The sequence below is a fragment of the Gemmatimonas sp. genome (assembly GCF_044344655.1).
Taxonomy (GTDB): Bacteria; Gemmatimonadota; Gemmatimonadetes; order Gemmatimonadales; family Gemmatimonadaceae; genus Gemmatimonas.
Genome location: NZ_JBIJCN010000006.1, coordinates 22549 through 42608, shown reverse-complemented (window position 1 = coordinate 42608; position 20060 = coordinate 22549). Strand labels below are relative to the sequence as shown.

The following is a 20060-nucleotide window of genomic DNA, read 5'->3' as shown; positions in this document are numbered from 1 at the left end:
TCCCCGCCAGATCGGCGGGTTCGTGCAGCAGTCCGAGATTTCAGGAGAGGTGCGGATGATCGGTACAGGTATGTGGAGTCGGGCGACCGCGGCGCTAGCCGTTGTCGCGAGCCTGCTCATCACCCCGTTGGCCCCCCATGCTGCCCTGGAAGCACAGAGCGGAACGGGGACGATACGCGGCAAGATCACCAATGCCGCGGGCGCCCCGGTGCCCAACGCGCAGGTCTTCGTTGCCGGCACACAGAACGGTGGGCAGTCCGGCGCAGACGGCGGCTACACGATCACCCGCGTCACGCCTGGCAGCCTGACCGTACGCGTGCGCATGATCGGCTACGAGCCGACGGAAAAGCTGGTGACCGTGGCCGCCAACCAGACGGCCACCGCTGACTTCTCGCTCAAGACCTCGCCGATCTCCCTCGATCAGGTCGTTGTGACCGGAACGGCGGGTTCGGCGCGTAAGCGTGAGGTGGGCAACTCGATCGGGCAGGTTTCCACCAAGGACCTCCCGGAAGTGCCGACCAACGTATCCAACCTGCTCGCCGGCCGCGTGGCGGGCGTACAGATCTCGGGCGGTACCGGCAATGCCGGCGCCGGCAGTGCCATCCGTCTCCGCGGCGCGACGTCGCTCGCGCTCAGCAACCAGCCGCTGATCTACGTGGACGGCGTGCGCACGCGCTCCGACGAATATCCGCGCAACGGCATCTTCCAGGGTGCCACCCAGCGCGGCGCCAACGCGTACGGCAGCCCGCTGAATGACATCAACCCGGACGATATCGAGCGCATCGAAGTCGTGAAGGGCGCCGCGGCCACCACGCTGTTCGGGACGGACGCCGCCGCCGGTGTGATCCAGATCTTCACCAAGCGTGGCTCGCAGGGCACGCCCAAGTGGAATGCGCAGCTCAACTCTGGCTTCTCCCGGCTCCAGAAGTTCGGCGCCGGCGATGCGCCGCTCCTCTACATGGACGATTTCGTGCGCGATGGTGCACGCTACGGCATGCAGGCCCAGGTGGCCGGCGGTACCCAGAACAACGTGAAGTACCTCTTCTCCTTCGGCGCCGACAACACCAACGGCGTGCTCGAACTCGACAACGAGCGCAAGTACCAGCTGCGCTCCAACATCGATTTCAGCCCGATGAAGAACATGCAGTTCAGCTGGAACACGTCGTACACCAACAACCTGATCACGCAGACGCCGGCCGGTAACAACGCACAGGGTGTGACCCTCAACGCGTTCCGCCGCAATCGCAACTACTTCGGGAATGCCAACCCGGACACGATCAAGCTCGTGTACGGCCAGCAGCTGAACAGCAACATCGACCGCCTGCTCATGGGTGCCACCACCACGTGGACGCCCTTCGAGAAGTTCTCGAGCCGCCTCGTGGTCGGCTTCGACCGCTCCGCGCTCGAAAACCGCAACGTGCGGCCGTACGGCTTCCCGGGCGCCGTGACCGGCATCATCCAGAACCAGATCTGGCAGAACAAGATCATCAGCCTGGACTGGGCCAACAACTACGAGCTGCAGGTCACCGACGACTTCAAGGCCACGCTGTCGGCCGGTACGCAGTACATCAACTCGGTGGTGGGTGACGTGGTCGCCTACTCCGAGAACTACCCCGCGCCGACCAACCCCACGGTCGCCTCAGGTTCGCTGCGCAACGCCGACGAAAACCGGCTCAAGAACATCACGGGCGGTGCCTTTAGCCAGGCCCTCTTCGGCTTCAAGGACAAGTACTTCGTGACCGTCGGCGCGCGCGTGGATGGCAACAGCGCCTTCGGTGAGAGCTTCGGCTTCCAGACCTACCCCAAGGCGAGCGCCTCGTGGGTCGTGTCGGACGAAAGCTGGTGGAGCGAGAAGTTCGGGACGCTCAAGGCCCGCGCCGCATACGGCCAGGCCGGTCGCGCGCCCACGGCGTTCGCCGCCGTACAGACGTGGGATCCGGTCGGCTGGGGAACCTCCCCGGCTGTGCGTCCGCTCAACCTCGGTGACCCGAACCTTGGCCCCGAGCGCACCACCGAAACGGAAATCGGCTTCGACAACACGCTCTTCGATGGCCGCTTCTCCGTGGACTTCACGTGGTTCAAGGCCGTGACCGACGACGCGCTCTTCTTCGTGCGCAACGTGCCGTCACTCGGCTTCCTCAATAGCTCGCTCGGCAACGCCGGCAAGATCCAGAAGAGCGGTATCGAAGCGGCGATCAACGGCACCCTGCTCGACAAGACCTGGCTCGGCATCAAGGCCGGTCTCAACGTGAGCACCAACCAGAGCAAGGTGCTCAGCCTCGGTGGCGCGCCCTCGTTCAGCGTGGGCAATTTCGGCTGGGTCATCGAAGGCCAGCCCGCCCCCGTGCTGCGCGGTCGCCTCATCAAGAACGAGGACGAGATCGGCGCCGCGATCGACACGACGGTCAACCACACGTACGGCCCGTCGCAGCCCACGCTGATCCTGTCGCCCTCCCTGAACATCAACACGTGGAAGGGCATCACGATCTCGGCACGCGGTGAGTATCAGGGCGGCGCCTTCATCAACGAAGACGCCTCATTCCAGGCGCTCTCGCGCTCGGTCCTCTGGCCGACCTGCACGCGGGCCTATGAGGCCATTGCCGGCAATCAGCCGCTGACGCCGCGCGAACGGCTCACCTGCATCCCGGCCAATGCGCGCCAGGACATGTTCATCTTCCCGGCCGACTTCTTCAAGATCCGCGACATCACCGTCACGGTGCCGCTCGGCCGCATCATTCCGAAGACCGCGAGCAGCACCCTCGTGCTCTCGGCGCAGAACATCTTCCGCACGAACTTCGGCATGCCGCTCTTCGATCCGGAAATGTCGGGCAACGACGGCTTCAATACGGCCGTCCGCTACATCTCCGAGCACATCCCTGCCCCGGCGATGTTCCTGACTTCCATCCGCATGTCGTTCTGAGGCCCCAGACCATGACGATGAATTTTCGCGCCCTCGTGCGCACCGCTCCCGTCGCGGCCCTGGCGCTCGCTGCCGGCTGCGACCTCAAGGTGACCAACCCCGGCCCCATTCAGGCCGAGTTTCTTCAGAACAGCGCCGCGCTCACTGCCGTCGTGAACGGCGCCGGGCGTGACCTTGGCGAAGCCCTCAACTGGACGGCGTACACCGGCGCCGCCGTTACCAAGGAAGTGCTCCCGTCCGGATCCACCGCGGCCTTCGGTATCTCGGTGCGCCAGCAGCTCGGCGTCCTCACCAACGACGACGGCGGCGACTGGTGGAATCAGGCGCAGCGTGCCCGCTGGACCGCCGAGAATGGCGTAAAGCGCATCAAGGAAGTGCTGGGCACGGCGTCGGCCAACAGCGCCACGCTGGCTCAAGGGCTCATCTGGGTTGGCTACTCGAACCGGCACCTCGGTGAGAACTTCTGTGACTGTGTGATCGACGGTGGCGCCAAGCAGAGCTACACCGTGTATCTCGAGCGCGCTGAGGCCGCCTTCACGGAAGCGATCGCGGTGGCCACGGCCGCCAACAACGCCACGTTGCGTGATGCGGCCACCGCCGGACGTGCCTCGGTGCGTCTGCTTCGCGACAACCTGAGCGGTGCGGCATCGGATGCCGCGTTGATCAGCAGCAACACGATGGTCTATCGCATGCCGTACTTCGTCAACACCGTAGCCCAGTACAATCGCATTTACTGGGCATCGGCCAACCAGCCGTACCGCGCCCACACGGTGTGGGGCACGTTCTACGAGAACTACCGTCGCACCACGCGCGACCCGCGCGTGCCCTTCGACTCGAGCCTCACCATCCGCTTTGGCGATGCGGCCGTCACGAGCCTCGGCGGGCAGGTGCGCTGGTACTTCCAGACCAAGTATCCGGTGCGCGAATCGTCGATGAATCTCGCGAGCGGCTGGGAAATGCGTCTGATCGAAGCAGAAGCGTTGCTGGTGGGTGGTGACATCGCCGGCGCGATGGCCAAGATCAACATCCGTCGTGGTGCGCTGAGCCTCCCCTTGGTGACCGCCTCCAGCAACACCGAGGCATGGGAAGCCCTCAAGCGTGAGCGCGGCATCGAGCTCTGGCTCGAAGGCCGTCGCATGGGCGACCAGCGTCGCTGGGCGCGCCTCAACCGTCCTGGCGTCTCGGACGACATGACCGGTCGCAATCTCTGCTTCCCGATTCCGCTGTCGGAACTCGAGACGAATCCGAACATCAAGTAACCGCGGCACCGCATGCACGAAGCGCCGCCGGATGCCCTGCATCCGGCGGCGCTTTCGTTTGCGCGGCAGCGTCGCGACGGGTCAGAATTCGAAGTTCAGGCCAATCGAAGGGAGCAGCCCCACACTGGCGTTCGGCTCCGTGCGACGCAGACGCGGATTCCACCGCGGAGCGACCGCATTGGCGCGATTGGTCACGTTCTGGAGGTCGAGGAAGGCGATGAACTGTCGCCCGGCGACCACAAAGCGGCGATCAACGCGGACATCGGCAGCTAAGAACGTGGAGATACGCTCGGTGTTGTAGCGCGCGAAGTCGAGCGTGCCTGCCAGCGTGCCCTCGTCCACGAATGGCGTGAAGGGGAGACCGCTGCTGCCTCGAACACGGAGCGCGACTTCCCAGCGGGCATTGGGGCGCCACCCCATCACCCCGTTGGCCAGCACCGGCGTATCGAAGGCGCCGCGCGTGCTCGCGCCATTGATTCCCGTGAAGCGCGTGCGATTCACACTCGCACTCAGCTGCCCGTAGAACGGCGAAGCGCCCAGCTTTTTCTGCAGAAACAGTTCGGCCCCGTACGTACGGCCGGTACCGGTGCTCTCCAGCGGCTCGAGGCCGAACGGAATATCGGTGGTGGCGTCGTCGAACCCACTGGGACTGAGCACCGCCTGCGGCCGAAAGCGTCGCGCCGGATAATCGCCGTAACGCTTGCCGTACACTTCGAACTGGACCTTGAGATCGCCTCCCACCAGTTGCGTCACGCCAGCCACCAGTTGATCGGCGCGGAAGGGGCGCAGTCGCTGTGCGTTGAGCGGATCGCCCACCAGCCAGATGTAGCTTGGCGCCTGCCAGTAGCGACCGCCCGACAGCGAGACCGTGGTCCCCTCGCGAAGTAGCACACTGGCGCTCAGGCGCGGAGCCACGCGCACCGCGTTGTCGAGGAATCCATACCAGTCGCCACGCAAGCCGCCAGACAGTCGCACGCGCGGCGCCACCTGCCAGGAGGCCTGTGCGTACGTCCCGTTACGCAGCGCCGTAAAGTTGGTGTCCACGTTGAGCGGCTGCGGGGTGCCATCCGCATCACGCCGGGTGAAGCCCGCCAGCGTGGCATCATATCGCAGGGTACTGGCGTACTTGAAGATCGTGCCGGCCTCGATCTCCAGGCCGCGCGCCGCCAGTACCGTCACATCGGTGCGCAGCGAATTCTCACCCTCAGTGGAGCGGCTCGCAAGAATGGGAACCAGCAGGCTGTCGCGCTGCGCCGTCACGTAGCGCGTCCACGTGCGCCCCAGCGTGGTGGCCACTACGCCCCGCGCCATGAGATGCTTCCACGTGAGGCCACTGAAATACTGGTCCTGCGCGGGCGCGAGCACCTCAGAGTTGTTCACCCGTGCCGAATCGGTGCTGTTGTCGAACGTGATCGTGCCGCGCGCACCGATCGCCAGTACGCTCACCGCATCGGTCGACGACGGGCGCCAGGTGACTTTCGCCGTCGCATCCGTGTAGCGCGGAATGAAGCTCAATCCGATCGCCTTGAAGAGGAGATCGAGATAACTCTGGCGTACATTGGCGAGGAACGAGGCGTGCTTGCCCAGCGGCCCCTCGAGCACCGCCCCCACCTGCGTGGCAGCCACGTTGAGCTCCCCCGCCACGCGTTCCCGGTTGCCTTCGCGCAAGGTCAGCGTGGTGGCCGATGAGGTGCGGTCACCAAGCCGCGCGCCGAACCCACCGGCCGAGATCGTGGCGCTTTCGATGAAGCGGATGTTGATCAGCGAGATGGGCCCCCCGGTGGATCCCTGGGAACCGAAGTGATTGATGTTGGGCACTTCGATGTTGTCCACCACGAACAGATTCTCGAAGGGCGCACCGCCACGGACGACGATGTCGTTGCGCGCCGCACTCGTCACCCCTACGCCCGGCGCGATGGAGATCGCGCGCAGCACATCTTCCTGCGCACCCGGCTGACGGCGCACCTCCTCGGCGTCGTATCGCTGCGTGGAGACCGGTGTGGCGGCGGGCATCCGCGCCGGGAACGCCTCCGGACGCACCGTGACCACATCGAGCTGCACGTCGATCGGCTGCAACACAATCGTCAGCTCGGCCGGCTTGGCCGGCGACACCGCGATGTCACCGCGCCGTACCGCGGCAAATCCCAATCGGCGGACTTCGATGGTCACGATGCCCACGCGGATACCGCGGAGCGTGAAGCGGCCTGCGGCATCGGACTGCACCGCCACGTCCTGCCCCACCACGCGCACGGTCGCACCGGCGACCGGGGCTTCGGTCACGGCTTCCACGATGCGGCCAGTCGCCGTACCCACCGCTTGGTTGGTAGGCGCGTTCGAGCTCGCCGGCATAGTGCGGGCCTGCTGCGCAGCGGCCCGGCCCGGAGCCCCGACCGACAGCCACCCAGCGCTCAGCAGCAGGACCAGTTGGATTGCACGCCGCCGTCGAGGCATTTACCCCAGGGCCTTTTCGATGTCGGACGTGAGGGCCTCAGGGGTAGTGGTGGGCGCATAGCGCGCGATCACCTGCCCGTCACGCCCCACGAGGAACTTGGTGAAATTCCACTTGACCGCGGTCGTGCCGAACACCCCCGGCTCGGACTGCCGCATCCACTGCCACAGCGGATGCGCATGATCGCCGTTCACGTCGAGTTTCGACGACATCGGGAACGTGACGTCGTAGCGGCTGCTGCAAAACGTGGCGATTTCCGTTGCGGTGCCCGGCTCCTGATGACCGAACTGATCGCACGGGCACCCCATCACGACGAGGCCCCGATCGCGGTAGCGGCGCCAAAGGTCCTCGAGCCCCGCATACTGCGGCGTCATGCCGCACATGCTGGCCACGTTGACCATCAGCACCACGTGGTCGGCATACTGCGAGAGCGGCATGGGTGCGCCATCGAGCGACACGAGATCGAAATCGGTGAACGTCGGCATGAATCGACCGTGAGCGATAGGGTGACGGGCTGACCGGGGGGACCCGGGGGCGGCAATCTGCCACGATCCGGTGCCCACGGGGAGTCAACGGCGGACCGAGGCGACCGGTGCCAAGGAAGACTGTGTGTGCTCGGGCGTCGCATGATCACGCGCTTGAACGGCTTGGTCTTCGCGGTACCTTTGTGGCGGCGCGGGGAATGCGCGGACATGACCGTGCCCACGGCCGAGGCGCTTGCTCACGGCCCGCGCTCTCCGCGATGTCGCCGTACTCCTGCCCGCTTCCCGATGCGCGTGTCCACGTCGCTGCTGTCCGTCGTTTCCGCCCTCACGGCGCTTTCTGTCCTCGGACCGCGCGCCGTGGTGGCCCAAGGCCCCAAAGCCGCCGCGAAGGCGGCCCCCACGCCCTCGACCAGCACGATCACCGGCAGTTACGCGGGTACCGCCACCGTACCGCTGGGCGACAGCACGATCGTGGTACCGGTGAGCTACACCTTTGCGCCGGGCGGCGCCTCTGGGACCGCCATCGTCCCCGGGCAGGGATCGGGGGCGATCAGCAATGTGGTCCGCACCGGGAATCGCCTCCGCTTTCGTGTCACCGCCGGAGAGAACAAGCAGCTCGAGCACGACGGCACAGTAACGACCGACGGCCGCATCGAGGGGTTTGTGAACCTCGACAACAAGCCGGTGGCCAGGTTCCGCATCGCTCCGGGCACCCTGCCGGCGCCAAAGGCCGCGCCGGGCACTAGGCCCAAGGGCGGAGCGCGTAACCTCCGGTCAGCGTGAGGCTGGCGGCTCCACCGTCAGCAGCTGAAACGCCGCGTTTGACGTAAGGCAGTACGCCGCAAAGCAGTAAAACCCGGTGCCGGCCACCGCCGACAGGTTGGCGGTCCCCTTGGCCACCAGCAGCGCGATCAGCATCCCCACGGCGAAAACGTCGGCCATGGACCACTTGCTGATCAGCTGCACGATGCGCCAGAGACGATAGGCAGCGGGCGTGCCGCGCAACGTCAGGATGGGGACCAGCAAGGCGGCCTTGGCCACCGGAACGAGTACGCTGAAGAGCAGGATCAGGCCGGCCACGAAGTCGTTGCCGCTCGCGTGCAGACTCTGCACCGCCCCGATCACGCTGCGGGTTTCGTTCGTGAGTTCGCGTTCGGCGCCGAACATCTCGATCGTGGCGCGAATGGTCAGCGCCGGCTCCACCAGCCCCGGCCAGAGCAGCGCCAGACTCACGATCGACAGCCCGATAGCCAACAGATTGCGTTTCGTCATGGGTTCATCATAACGGGAGAGCCGAGATCCCATTGGACACCAGGCGGTCGCGGACCGTACCTTGGCGGGATGTCTAACGTGTCGCTTCGGGGCGAGTCCCGCTGGCTCCCTGCTGTTTCGCTTCTTGCTGCTCTGCTGCTCGCTCCCTCTCGGGGCCATGCGCAGCCCATCACGGTCCCTGAGCCCACCGATGCCACGCGTCGGCACCTCGTGGCACGGCGAGCCACGGCGCGTCTGGAGATCGATGGACGGCTCGACGAACGCGACTGGCGCACGGCCCCTGTCGCCGGCGATTTCGTACAGGCCCGTCCCGACTTTATCCCCAGCACCCGCTACCCCACCGAGGTGCGCGTGCTGTTTGACGACGAGAATCTCTACGTCGGGGCGTTCAACCGCGACAGCGCTGGGCTCTCCACCCTGCGGATGCCGGACCTGCGCCGCGACTTCGAACCCCCTGAGAACGACGTGTTCGGCATCACCATGGGGCCACTCGGTGATCACCGAACCGTGCTGCAGTTCAGTACCACGCCCCTCGGCTCGCAGGCCGACGTGCAGGCCTTCGACGGCGGAGACGCTTTCAACTTCAACTGGGATGCGCTCTGGCGCGTACGCACGACCCGCAGCGACAGCGGATGGACGGCGGAGTTTTCCATCCCCTGGCGGTCCCTCCGCTACGCGCCGGGCCTGACCTCGTGGGACATCAACTTCGTGCGCAACACGCGGCGCGTGGCGCAGTGGAGTGCCTGGATGCCGTATCCACGCCAACTCTCGTCGTGGCGCATCACCTACGGCGGGGTTCTCGATTCCCTGCAGCCGCCGCCGCCCCGCACCAACATTCGCGTACGGCCGTACGTGCTGGGCCAGCGCATCACAGACCGTACGGCGAAAGCCTTCAACGGCAGCCTTGGTGACGTGGGTGGCGAAGTGATTTGGGCCCCCACGGCCAACAGCCTGCTCGAGGGCACCATCAATACGGACTTTGCGCAGGCCGATGTGGACCGGCAGGTGGTCAATCTCACGCGCTTCAGCGTCTTCCTGCCGGAACGCCGCCAGTTCTTCCTCGAAAATGCCGACCTGCTCAACGCCGGAGGCCTTGGTGCCGGCACCATTGGTGGGATCGGGGGCGTGTCCGGGCGTTACTTCGTGCAGCCCTTCTTCACGCGCCGCATCGGGCTGGGGGACGATGGGACCCCACAACCCATCGACGCCGGCATGCGCTACGCCTTTCGCTCGGGGCGCACCACCGCGGGTGCCCTCGCCATGCGGCAGGCGGCGCTGGGCGCACAGGGCGCAACAACGTTTGGCGTGGTGCGCGGCAGCCAGTTCTTTGGCCGAGCCACGCGCCTGGGTGCCACGGCAGCGCTGCGCGATGGCACCGTGGCGGGACCCGATGGCATCCTGACCGACCGCCGCAACACGATGGTGGCGTTCGACGCGCTCACCCGCATCGGTGAACTGACCCAGTTCACCGGCATGGTCTCGGCCTCCACGGAAAACGGGCGGACCGGCCTCGCGGCGACCTACGGCATTAACCGCAACACCGCCACGCTGCTCACCGGCGTGCTCGGCGCCGTGGTCAGCAAGGACTACAACCCGCAGATGGGATTCGTCTCGCGGCCCGACGTGGTGATGACCAACCCCTTCGTCACGTGGACCCTGCAGCCGAAACGGCTCCCGAAGTCGGTGGTATGGCTCCGCCATGGGCCCAATGCGATCGCCTTCAACGATCCGCAGTCAGGTGATCTGCAGGAAGCCAACGTGACGTACACGGGCGAACTGCTCTTCAGGAATGGCGCGACCATCACGCCCGCCCTCGAGTACAACGTGCAGCGCCCCAACCTGCCGGTCACGCTCTTCCCCTCGGTCCGCATCGCGCCGGGTCAGTACGACTACACCCGCCTCGGCATCACCCTCAAGAGTGACCAGAGCGCAAAACTGGCCGCGCAGCTCGTGGCGACCTCCGGCGCGTTCTTCGATGGTTCCCTCGATCGTGCGGAACTCACCACCCGGTGGTCGCCCACACCGTACGTGTCCGTTCGTGGCAGCTACGAAATCAACCGGCTCCGGTCGCTCGGCGCCCGCGACTCCAACTTCGTCACGCACCTCGCCGGCCCCGAAGTACGCGTGTACCTCAACCCGCGCGTCCAGTGGAGCGCGTTCTACCAGTACAACACGGCCATCGAACGCGCCTCACTCAATGCGCGTTTCAGCTGGGAATTCCTGCCGCTATCATTCCTGTACGTGGTGTACAACGACCGACAGGCTGTGCAGGGTGGCAATACGCCGATGGCCCGCTCCCTCATCGTGAAACTGAGCTGGCTCGGTCAACTCTGAGCGACCCCGGTCGTGCGCGGGTAGAGAATCATCTGCGTGCACCGGAAGAGGGCAAGGGTCCTCCCGGATTCCTTGTGCGTGACCACCGCATCCCACACCTGCGTGGTGCGGCCGGTGTGCGCGACGACGGCTTGGCAGAGGATCGTACCATCGCGCGTGGTGCCCAAGTGATTCGTCTTGAGTTCCACCGTGGTGAAGCCATCGGCCCCATCGGGAAGCGTGGCCATGCACCCGAAGCCGGCGCAGGAGTCGGCAAACGTGACCACGGCACCCGCATGCAGATAGCCATTGGGAGCCATGAGCTCGCGTCGCACCTCGCATTCGGCGTGAATCTCACCGTGCGCCACGTGCGTGAAGTGCATCCCGATGTGCGAAGGGAAGAACCCCTTGGCGCGTGCGTTGGCCTGTTCCGCGTTCATCATTGGCACAAGTTCTCGGCGCCTCGCGGCACTGTCAACGCGACAGGACCACGGCGGTCCCCCAGGCTTCCCGTGAAGAGTGGACAGCGCACACGGCTGGCGATACATCAGAAGAGCCGTTTTCCCGATCCCAACCCATGCCGATGCCACGCCTCTTCACACCTGCCCGCCTCGCCGCGCTCATCGCCCTCGCGAATGCGATCATGCCCGGTCCGCAGGCGCTGCTCACAGCGCAGCGCCCCACCCGGCCCACCGCGCCGGCAACGGCCGCACCCGCAGCTGCCGGGAACGCGTCGTCCACCACAGTGGATTCTGTGGCTCTCACGGGGCTCAAGGTGCGAATGCTGGGCCCCTTCCGGGGGGGGCGATCCACCGCCGTGAGCGGTGTGCCCGGTCAGCCGCATGCTTTCTACATGGGCAGCACCGGCGGGGGGCTGTGGCATACCGATGATGCCGGCGTGACCTGGCGCAATGTATCGGACGGCTATTTCGGCGGGGCCATCGGCGCCGTGGCGGTGGCGCCGGGCGACCCGAATGTGGTGTACGTGGGCGAAGGCTCCGTCGACCTGCGCGGGAATACCTCCATGGGGCGCGGCGCGTGGCGTTCCACCGATGGCGGTCGCAGCTGGCAATCGATCGGACTCCGGAACGCGGGACAGATCGGCCGCATCCAGGTGCATCCGGGCAATGCCGATGTGGCGTATGCCGCGGTGCTAGGACGCCCGTTCGGGCGCAGCGCAGACCGCGGCGTGTACCGCACCCGCGACGGCGGCCGCACGTGGGAGAAGGTCCTGTTCCTCAACGACTCCACCGGCGCATCCGACATCGCCATGGACCCGAAGAATCCGCGCATCCTCTACGCCGCCATGTGGCGCGCTGAGCGAAAGCCGTGGACGATGATCTCCGGATCGTCGGAGGGTGGCATCTGGCGCTCCACCAACGGTGGGGACACGTGGACGAAGCTCGGTGGCGGTCTTCCCACGGGGCTGACCGGCAAGATCGGCCTCACCGTGTCGGCGGCCAATCCGCGGCGGGTGTGGGCGATCATCGAAGCGGAGCCCGCGGGCGGTGTGTACCGCAGCGATGACGGCGGCGCCACCTGGACACGCACCAACAGCGAGAACAAGCTGCGGCAGCGCGCCTGGTACTACACGCACGTGCGCGCCGATCCCGACGAGGAGAACGTCGTGTACGCCCTGAACACGTCGCTGTACCGCAGCATCGACGGAGGCGTCACGTTCAGTGAGATCGCCGTGCCGCACGGCGACGTGCATGACCTGTGGATCAACCCCGCAGACAAGCGCCTCATGATCGTGGCCGACGACGGCGGTGCGCAGGTCACGCTCAATCGAGGTCGCACCTGGTCCAGCTACTGGAACCAGCCCACGGCCGAGTTCTACGACGTCATCACGGACAATCGGTTCCCGTATCGCGTGTACACGGCGCAGCAGGACAACAACACCATCAGCGTCCCGAGCTGGTCGTCATCCAACTCACTGCATCCATTCGCCGACTACCGGTATGCCTCCGGCTGCGAGACAGGGCCGGTCGCACTCCACCCCGATCATCCCGACGTGCTCTGGGGCGGCTGCTACGGTGGCGCCATCAACCGCTGGGACACGCGGACCGATGAGCGGCGCAACGTGATCGTGTATCCGCAGCTCCAGCTCGGTCAGGCGGCGAAGGATCTCACCTACCGCTTCCAGTGGGTGGCCCCGATCGTCGTATCGCGCCATGACCGCAACGTGGTGTACCACGGGTCCCAGTATCTGCTGCGTACGCGTGACAATGGCATGACGTGGGACCGCATCTCTCCCGATCTCACCACGAACACCCCGGCTCATCAAGTGGCCGCCGGTGGCCCCATCAACAACGACGTGACGGGCGTCGAGATTTTCAATACGATCTTCGCCGTGGCCGAAGACCGCGCCGACGCCAAGACACTCTGGGTCGGCACCGACGATGGTCGCCTGCACATCACGCGCAACGGCGGGTCGTCGTGGATCGAGATCACTCCGCCGGGGATGCCGAGGTTCGGCACGGTGGAAGAGATCGCGCTCTCGTCGCATCAGCCGGGACGTGCCTACGTGGCGGTGCAGGCCTACCGACTCGACGACTTCACGCCATATCTCTGGCGCACCGACGACTATGGTCGCAGCTGGACGCGACTGACCGACGGTACCAACGGCATTCCCGCCGATCATCCGCTGCGCTCGGTAGCCGAGGATCCGAAGCGCGCCAACCTCCTCTACGCGGGCACCGAGTACGGACTGTTCGTGTCGTTCGACGGGGGCAAAGGCTGGCAGCGCATGCCGGGTCGCTTGCCCATTACGCCCATTGCCGATCTTGAGGCCCGCCACGACGACCTCGTGATCTCGACGCAGGGTCGCGCCCTCTGGATCGTCGATGATCTTGCCCCGCTGCGCGAGCTATCGCCTGCCATCGTCGCCTCGTCGGCGCATCTGTTCACGCCGACGGATGTGGTACGTGCCCAGCGTGGCGGTGAATCGTTCGACCCCACGCCGGAAGTGCCCGATCCCGCCGATAACGGCGCCTCCATTCACCTCTGGCTTGGCGCCAATGCCACTGCGCCGGTCACGCTCGAAATTGTCGATACCCAGCGCCGCACGGTGCAGCGGTATAGCAGCGACAGTGCCGCGGCGCGTATGGCGCAGACGCGGCGCCTGCCCACCACGCGCGGGCTGCATCGCGTGGTGTGGGACATCACGTATCCCGGCCCGATGCGTGTGGAAGGCGTGGTCACCTGGGGGTATCTGGGCGGTGTGAAGGCACCCCCAGGCGACTATGAGGCGGTGCTCACGGCGAACGGCGTGACGATGCGCAAGCCGTTCAAAGTGCTCCCCGACCCGCGCCTCACCACCGTTACGGCCAGCGATTATGTGGAGCAGTTCCGCGCCGCCAGCGCGGTGCGTGACTCCATGAATGCGCTCAACACCACACTCGGTGATCTCCGCGACGTACAGAAGCAGCGTGATCAGCTGCTTGCCGCGGCGAAGCGCGCTGGTTCGGAGGCGGCGCTCGCAGCGCTGGCCGACACCCTTGCAGCCAAGCTCGCGCGCCTCGAAGTGCAGCTCACGCAGGTAAAGAGCCGGAGCGGACAGGACCCCATCCGCTTTGCGGGGCAACTCGATAACCAGTGGGCAGAGCTGTACGGCAACCTGACCGGCACCAACGGCTACATCAACGGGGGGGTGGACGGTCGCCCTACCAAGGGAGCCGCTGAGCGGGTGGCCGAGCTGTCCGCCCGCTGGAAGGTGTTGCGCACCGGTTGGCAGGAGATCCTCGACAAGGACATCCCGGCGCTCAACGCGGCGGCCGCACAACTCAAGCTCGGTGCGATCGCGGTGCCCGCGCGCACGATCATTCCCTGAAGATCAGGGAGCAGCAGGTGACGGCGCCTTCGGCTTTCGCGAGTTCGTCGGCAGGGACCGTCACCACGTCGTACCCGAGCGCTCGCATCGCCGCGAGCGTTCGGGGATAGGCTTCGGCGTAAAGCAGCCGCTCGCCCACACGCACCACATTGGCGCCCATCGGCTCGTCCGGGTGTACGGCGTGCGCCGTCAGCGGCGCAAAGGCCGCAGGCTCGACCCACATGGGGTTATGCAGCACGGCGCCGTCGTCGAGTGCCGTGGCCGCGGTCTTGAGGTGCAGACAACCGCGCACCTCGACCGGTATCACTTCGTAGCCGAAGGGGGCCGTCAGCGCCGCCAGCTGCGCGATGCCGTCGTCATTGGAGCGGGCCGTGCGCCCCACGAAGATGCGGCGGCCCGCCACGAGGACGTCGCCGCCGTCGAGCGTGCCTGGGGCGGCGATGGCACGCAGCTCACGATGCGGCTCAAGCGCCAGCGCCACCGCCTGCGTTTCGCCGCGACGACTCTCCGCGCCAGGGCGCGTGATGACCGCCATCTCATCCAGCACCACGGCCGTGTCTTCGATGAACACCGCATCGGGGTGCTCCGGCGCGGGGGCGACGCGCTGCACGGCACACCCTAACCGTCGCAGTGCGTCTTCGTAGCGGGCATGCTGCGCCACGGCCCGATCCACCTGTATCGGCGTGCGCGCCACGTGCGTGAGTTCGCAGGCGGCCAGGCTCGGGCTGACAGCACGCGTGAAGGCCATCCAGGACATGTCCAGTACGATGAGGGACGCGACGGCGGCGCGGTGCACCCATGAACCGACGGAGCTCCTGCGGGGGGGCGCACCAGGGCGTACATTCGCCCGATGTCCTCTCCCCCGGTGCCTCGGCAGCTTCACGCGCAGTCCGCGTCGCCATCTACGCTGACACCGGCACGCACACCGCACAAGCTCGGCCTCATCGGTGCCACCGCGCTGGTGGTGGGCAACATCGTGGGCGTTGGGGTGTTCATGCTCCCGGCCTCGCTTGCGCCGTTCGGCTGGAGCACCATGACGGGGTGGGCGCTCACATTGAGCGGGTCCTTGTGCCTCGCATGGGTATTCGCCGTACTGGCAAAGCACTTGCCGCATGCGGGCGGCGCCACCGGCATTCTCGGTGTGGCACTCGGCCGTGGGCCGGCCTTCGTGACCGCCTGGGGCTACTGGATGTCGGCGTGTGTATCCAACGCCGCCATCACGATCGGTGGCGTGAGCTATCTCGGCCGCCTCGTCCCGTCACTCACGCAGTCGCCGATGCTCGCCGCAGTCACGGGCTGCAGCATGCTCGCGCTGCTGGGCTATCTCAATTCGCGCGGCCTCAAGGTGGCGGGCGCCGCGCAGGTGATCACGACGGTGGTGAAAATGCTGCCGTTCGTGGTAGCGCTCGGGGTGGCGGCCCTGCTCTTCGCACGGGGCGGCACGGGCATCCTCGCCCCCTTCGATGCGTCCACCCTGACGTTCTCGGCAGCCACCGGTGCCGCGGCACTCACGCTGTACTCGATGCTGGGGCTCGAGTGCGCCGCCATGCCCGCCGAAGCAGTGAATGATCCGGAGCGCACGGTGCCCCGTGCCACCATGATCGGCACCGTTATGACGGGGGTACTCAGCATGTCAGTCACGGGGCTGCTCGTGCTCACGATGCCTGCCGCGGCACTCGCGGTCAGCGCCGCCCCCGTGGCCGATTTCGTGTCGCCTGTGTTGGGGCGTGGTGTGGGCACGTTGATCACGCTGTGCGTCGTGATTGGCGCCTTCGGCGCACTCAACGGGTGGGTGCTGGTGGTCGGTGAGGTACCGGCGGCCATGGCCGACCACGGTCTGCTCCCCGCCTGGTGGGGGAAGCGCAATGCCCGCGGTGCGGCGATGAACTCCGTGCTCGTGAGCGGTGTGCTGGCGTGCGTGCTGATCATGCTCAACGGCAGCCCGCGCCTTACCAACATGTACACCTTCGTGCTGCTGCTCTCCACCACCACGACGCTGGCCCTCTATCTGCTGGCGCCGGTGGCGGCCCTCGTGCTGGCCTATCGCGGAACGGTGCCGCGCACGCCGGCGCTGCTGCTCGCTTCGGCCGGTGCCATCGCCTTCGCCTGCTTCGCCTTCGCCGGCGCGGGACTCGAGGCGAACCTGTGGGGGCTGCTGCTGATCTTCGCCGGTGTGCCGCTCCACCTCTACATGCAGCGGCGCGCCGCGAGCCACCCGGCCGGTCAGTCCGTGGACTGAATGCGCTTGCCCAGCGGCGCCCAGCAGACCTGCGCCAGCTTGAAGTGGGCGAGGCCAAAGGGGATGCCGATCACCGTGAGACAGAGGGCAATCCCTGCCAACACGTGGCCAATGAAGAGCCACAGACCGGCGAACACGATCCAGAGCACGTTGGCGAGGCCCGTCCCCACGATGCGATCCTCACCGACGGTGCGCGCGTCCACGAGCGTGCGACCGAAGGGAAACGCCGCGAATGGGGCCACCCGAAACGCCGCGATCGACCACGGGATGCCCACGACCGTGATCGCAAGGAGGAGGCCCGCCAGCAGCCAGCCAAGCCACGCGAAGAATCCGCCGCCCAGCACGAACCAGAGAAGATTGCCGAGGAAAGTCATAGCGAAACGTACGTCCCCGTAGGGTGATCTGTTTCGACCGTCGCCTGGCCGACCGCCCGGGAGGGCGACGCGGGTCAGGCGGCCTTGCGCTTCTCGTGCGCCGCGCGACTGGCCTTGAGCAACCGGTGCACCGTGGTGCCCGTGATGAGCCGCACACCGCGCTGGAACGTGAGGTACTGGTAGCCCCACTGCACCACCACGCTCAGGCGATTGCGCACGCCCACGAGGTACAGGATGTGCACGAAGAGCCAGGTGAGCCAGGCAAAGGTGCCCCGCAGCTGCGCGCCGGCGATGACCGCCACGGCCTTGTGCCGTCCGATCGTAGCGAGGTCACCCTTGTTGAGATAGCGAAACGGTACGCGCGGGCGCCCCTCGAGAGCACGCGCGATGTTCTTCGCGGCCACCGCGCCCATCTGATTCGCCGCAGGGGCCACCGCAGGCACCGGCCGACCATCCGGCATGGTGGTACTCGCCACGTCGCCCACGCAGAACACGTGGGGATGGCCCGGCACGCTCAGGTCGTCGCCCACCTGCACGCGCCCCGCGCGATCGAGTGGCACGCCCAGCTGGCGCGTGAGCGGCGACGCCTGGTTCCCCGCCCCCCAGAAGACCGTGTGCGCGTCGATCCGTTCCCCATTGGCCATCACGCCATCCGCGTCGACGTGGGTCACCACGCAGTTGGTACGCACCTCCACGCCCAGTGCCTCGAGGTCGTGGCGGGCCTGCTCGGACAGCGCCTCGGGGAACGAGGGCAGAATGCGCGGCCCGCCCTCGAGCAGCAGCACGCGCGCCTTGCTTGGGTCGATGCGCCGAAACTCGCCCCGCAGCGCCTGACGGGTGACCTCGGGAATCATCCCGGCGAGCTCGACGCCGGTCGGTCCGCCCCCCACGATCACGAAGGTCAGCAGCGCCGCGCGCTCTCCAGCAGCACTCACGCGCTCCGCCGCCTCGAACGACAGGAGGAAGCGACGGCGCATCTCGAGCGCATCCTCGATGCTCTTGAGCCCCGGCGCATGCTGCTCCCACTCCGGATGTCCGAAATACGCGTGACGCGCGCCGGTGGCGATCACGAGATAGTCGAACGACAGATGCACCGTACCCCCATCGAGCGACACGGCACGGCGTTCGAGATCGATGCGATCCACATCGGCCATCACGACCGTCGCGTTCTGCTGCCGGCGGAGCAGCCAGCGGATCGGCACGCTGATATCCGACGGGTTGAGCACCGCCGTGGCCACCTGATACAGCAACGGCTGGAAGAGGTGGTGGTTGGTGCGATCGAGCAGCGTGATGCGCACCGGCGCCTTGGCAAGCGCACGGGCCGCGGAGAGCCCGCCGAAGCCACCACCCACAATGACCACGTGCGGGCGGGGATCGGTCGCGAAGCTACCGGTGTGCGTGAGCGAGGCCTGCGCAGTGATCTGATGCGGCATCCAACTCTCCTGTCGGGGTCAGAGAGCCGTACGCCCGGACCTTGTGAAAAGTTTCACAAGTCACCAGAAGGAGCAGATTTGTGATACATCCAGAAGGCATCAGCGACGGGGCGCTCGCCAGAAATACCACTCCCGTGACGGGGTCCACCCCGACGCCACCGCCGCCGCTTCCCCGAACACACACGCGCCCCGCTCCTCCGTCAGTGCCCGGAAATGCCCGTCGAACTCGTGCAGCATTTCCCGGGTTTCCTGCGGGGATGGCTTCGCCCGCAATCGCGCCGAGATCTCATGGCGCACCAGGACGTCATCGGTGAACACATGCGCGGGGTCGTGGGGCTGATGCTCCAGACGATCCACGATGCGCGCCCACTCCGCCAACAGAATCGGCAGCGTGAGGCGCGCCAGATTGAGCGGCGCCGTCACGGCGTGCGCGCCTCGGGCTTTGCTTCGACGCGCGCGAGGAACGCCCGCACCGCCGCGATGTACTCGGCCGGCTTTTCGCGCATCGCCGCGTGCGCCGCCCCCGGCACCACCACGAGTTCCGCGTCGCGCATGGTGCGACGGAACTCCTCGAGCGTGGTGGGACGCGCCTCGTCGAACTCGCCGGCGATGAACAGGCTGGGCTGCCGGATCTCGTCCATGTCTGCGGCACGGCTCCACGTGCGCAGCGACCCGGTGCTGCGGAACTCCGTCGGCCCCCACATCTGCCGATAGATCGTGTCGTTCGAGGCGACGCCGTCACAGCGGGGTTCGTTGGCCACCGGCAACCGCCGCACATGGCGGCCGTAGAAGGTGTCCGTCGCCACGCGATACGCCTCCGAGTCGATCGTGCCGGCGCGCTCGTGTTCGTCCAGCACGCGCTGCACCGAATCCGGGAGCTGCGCACGCAAACTGTCCGCATCGGCGATCCAGCGGGGCGTGGAGATGAGCGGGCTGCTGAAAATCACGCTCTCCACGCCCGTGGGCCTGGCCGCGATCATGTACTCCGCGGCGAGCGCGCCGCCCCACGAATGCCCGAGCAGATGGATGCGGTCGAGCTTGAGGGCACGTCGGACCGCATCGACCTCCTGCACGAAACGGGGCACACGCCAGAGCGCGGTGTCGCTCGGATGCTCCGAACGTCCGCTCCCCAATTGGTCGTAGAAGATCACGGGACGATCGGCGGCAAGCGGCGCGAGCACCTCGAACCGGCACGACACCCCACCGGGGCCGCCGTGAAGGGCCAGCAGCGGTACGCCGGGACCATTGCCGATCTTGCGATACCACACCTTGCCCCCGGGGACGTCGATCATCCCCTCCTGCGAGGGCATCGTATCGGCGGTCGCCCCCGCTGCCGTGTCGGGCGCCAGGTGGTCACTGGCCCGGTCACTCGGGGAACAGGCGGCCAGCAGCAGCACGCCGCCAGCCACGACGAGACGCGTACCACACGAGCCGATCGCGGGCACACCAGCAGGGAGAATCGGAAAGATGCGCATGCCACAATC

General features: G+C 66.8%; 15 protein-coding genes. 6 read left to right on the top strand and 9 right to left on the bottom strand.

Going from position 1 to position 20060, the window contains the following annotated elements; translation table 11 throughout:
* Positions 1-55 precede the first annotated feature (55 nt).
* Both ACIQ51_RS03565 and ACIQ51_RS03560 read left to right on the top strand, forming a co-directional pair.
* On the top strand, positions 56-2920 hold the full coding sequence (locus tag ACIQ51_RS03565; RefSeq protein WP_396203636.1) for a TonB-dependent receptor domain-containing protein: 2865 nt from the start codon (positions 56-58) through the stop codon (positions 2918-2920).
* Between the two features lie 11 nt (positions 2921-2931).
* On the top strand, positions 2932-4179 hold the full coding sequence (locus tag ACIQ51_RS03560; RefSeq protein WP_396203635.1) for a RagB/SusD family nutrient uptake outer membrane protein: 1248 nt from the start codon (positions 2932-2934) through the stop codon (positions 4177-4179).
* An 81-nt stretch (positions 4180-4260) separates the two neighbouring features.
* On the opposite strand, the gene ACIQ51_RS03555 is transcribed toward ACIQ51_RS03560, so the two are convergent.
* Both ACIQ51_RS03555 and ACIQ51_RS03550 read right to left on the bottom strand, forming a co-directional pair.
* Positions 4261-6528 (bottom strand): TonB-dependent receptor domain-containing protein, encoded by a 2268-nt coding sequence (locus ACIQ51_RS03555; protein WP_396203634.1) that lies wholly within the window; start codon positions 6526-6528, stop codon positions 4261-4263.
* A 102-nt stretch (positions 6529-6630) separates the two neighbouring features.
* Positions 6631-7113: a glutathione peroxidase gene (locus ACIQ51_RS03550; protein WP_396203633.1), complete on the bottom strand. Its 483-nt coding sequence runs from the start codon at positions 7111-7113 to the stop codon at positions 6631-6633.
* A 291-nt stretch (positions 7114-7404) separates the two neighbouring features.
* Between ACIQ51_RS03550 and ACIQ51_RS03545 the strand changes: the two genes are divergently transcribed.
* Positions 7405-7896 carry a hypothetical protein gene (locus tag ACIQ51_RS03545; RefSeq protein ID WP_396203632.1) on the top strand — a complete coding sequence of 164 codons (492 nt, stop codon included), beginning with the start codon at positions 7405-7407 and terminating at the stop codon, positions 7894-7896.
* Here ACIQ51_RS03545 and ACIQ51_RS03540 read toward each other — a convergent pair.
* Positions 7888-8385 carry a paraquat-inducible protein A gene (locus tag ACIQ51_RS03540; protein ID WP_396203631.1) on the bottom strand — a complete coding sequence of 166 codons (498 nt, stop codon included), beginning with the start codon at positions 8383-8385 and terminating at the stop codon, positions 7888-7890. The genes ACIQ51_RS03545 and ACIQ51_RS03540 overlap by 9 nt on opposite strands.
* A 69-nt stretch (positions 8386-8454) precedes the next feature.
* On the opposite strand from ACIQ51_RS03540, the gene ACIQ51_RS03535 reads away from it, so the two are divergent.
* Positions 8455-10719, top strand: a complete 2265-nt coding sequence (locus tag ACIQ51_RS03535; RefSeq protein ID WP_396203630.1) for a DUF5916 domain-containing protein — start codon at positions 8455-8457, stop codon at positions 10717-10719.
* Here the strand turns inward: ACIQ51_RS03535 and ACIQ51_RS03530 are convergent.
* The gene (locus ACIQ51_RS03530) at positions 10710-11141 is read right to left on the bottom strand and encodes a PaaI family thioesterase (RefSeq protein WP_396203629.1); all 432 of its coding nucleotides are present in this window, start codon (positions 11139-11141) and stop codon (positions 10710-10712) included. The two genes, ACIQ51_RS03535 and ACIQ51_RS03530, sit on opposite strands and share 10 nt — an antisense overlap.
* A gap of 134 nt (positions 11142-11275) precedes the next feature.
* Between ACIQ51_RS03530 and ACIQ51_RS03525 the strand changes: the two genes are divergently transcribed.
* Positions 11276-14530, top strand: a complete 3255-nt coding sequence (locus ACIQ51_RS03525) for a WD40/YVTN/BNR-like repeat-containing protein (RefSeq protein WP_396203628.1) — start codon at positions 11276-11278, stop codon at positions 14528-14530.
* On the opposite strand, the gene ACIQ51_RS03520 is transcribed toward ACIQ51_RS03525, so the two are convergent.
* The gene (locus ACIQ51_RS03520) at positions 14520-15287 is read right to left on the bottom strand and encodes a dimethylarginine dimethylaminohydrolase family protein (protein WP_396203627.1); all 768 of its coding nucleotides are present in this window, start codon (positions 15285-15287) and stop codon (positions 14520-14522) included. The two genes, ACIQ51_RS03525 and ACIQ51_RS03520, sit on opposite strands and share 11 nt — an antisense overlap.
* A gap of 93 nt (positions 15288-15380) precedes the next feature.
* Between ACIQ51_RS03520 and ACIQ51_RS03515 the strand changes: the two genes are divergently transcribed.
* Positions 15381-16769, top strand: coding sequence for an APC family permease (locus tag ACIQ51_RS03515; protein WP_396203626.1), 1389 nt, complete (start codon positions 15381-15383; stop codon positions 16767-16769).
* On the opposite strand, the gene ACIQ51_RS03510 is transcribed toward ACIQ51_RS03515, so the two are convergent.
* From ACIQ51_RS03510 to ACIQ51_RS03495, 4 genes are all read right to left on the bottom strand, one after another.
* Positions 16754-17143, bottom strand: coding sequence for a YccF domain-containing protein (locus tag ACIQ51_RS03510; protein WP_396203625.1), 390 nt, complete (start codon positions 17141-17143; stop codon positions 16754-16756). The two genes, ACIQ51_RS03515 and ACIQ51_RS03510, sit on opposite strands and share 16 nt — an antisense overlap.
* A 74-nt stretch (positions 17144-17217) precedes the next feature.
* Positions 17218-18576: an NAD(P)/FAD-dependent oxidoreductase gene (locus ACIQ51_RS03505; RefSeq protein ID WP_396203624.1), complete on the bottom strand. Its 1359-nt coding sequence runs from the start codon at positions 18574-18576 to the stop codon at positions 17218-17220.
* A 99-nt stretch (positions 18577-18675) separates the two neighbouring features.
* Positions 18676-18999 carry a hypothetical protein gene (locus tag ACIQ51_RS03500; RefSeq protein WP_396203623.1) on the bottom strand — a complete coding sequence of 108 codons (324 nt, stop codon included), beginning with the start codon at positions 18997-18999 and terminating at the stop codon, positions 18676-18678.
* Positions 18996-20051 (bottom strand): proline iminopeptidase-family hydrolase, encoded by a 1056-nt coding sequence (locus tag ACIQ51_RS03495; RefSeq protein WP_396203622.1) that lies wholly within the window; start codon positions 20049-20051, stop codon positions 18996-18998. Before ACIQ51_RS03495 ends, ACIQ51_RS03500 begins: the two co-directional genes overlap by 4 nt.
* Positions 20052-20060: the final 9 nt, after the last annotated feature.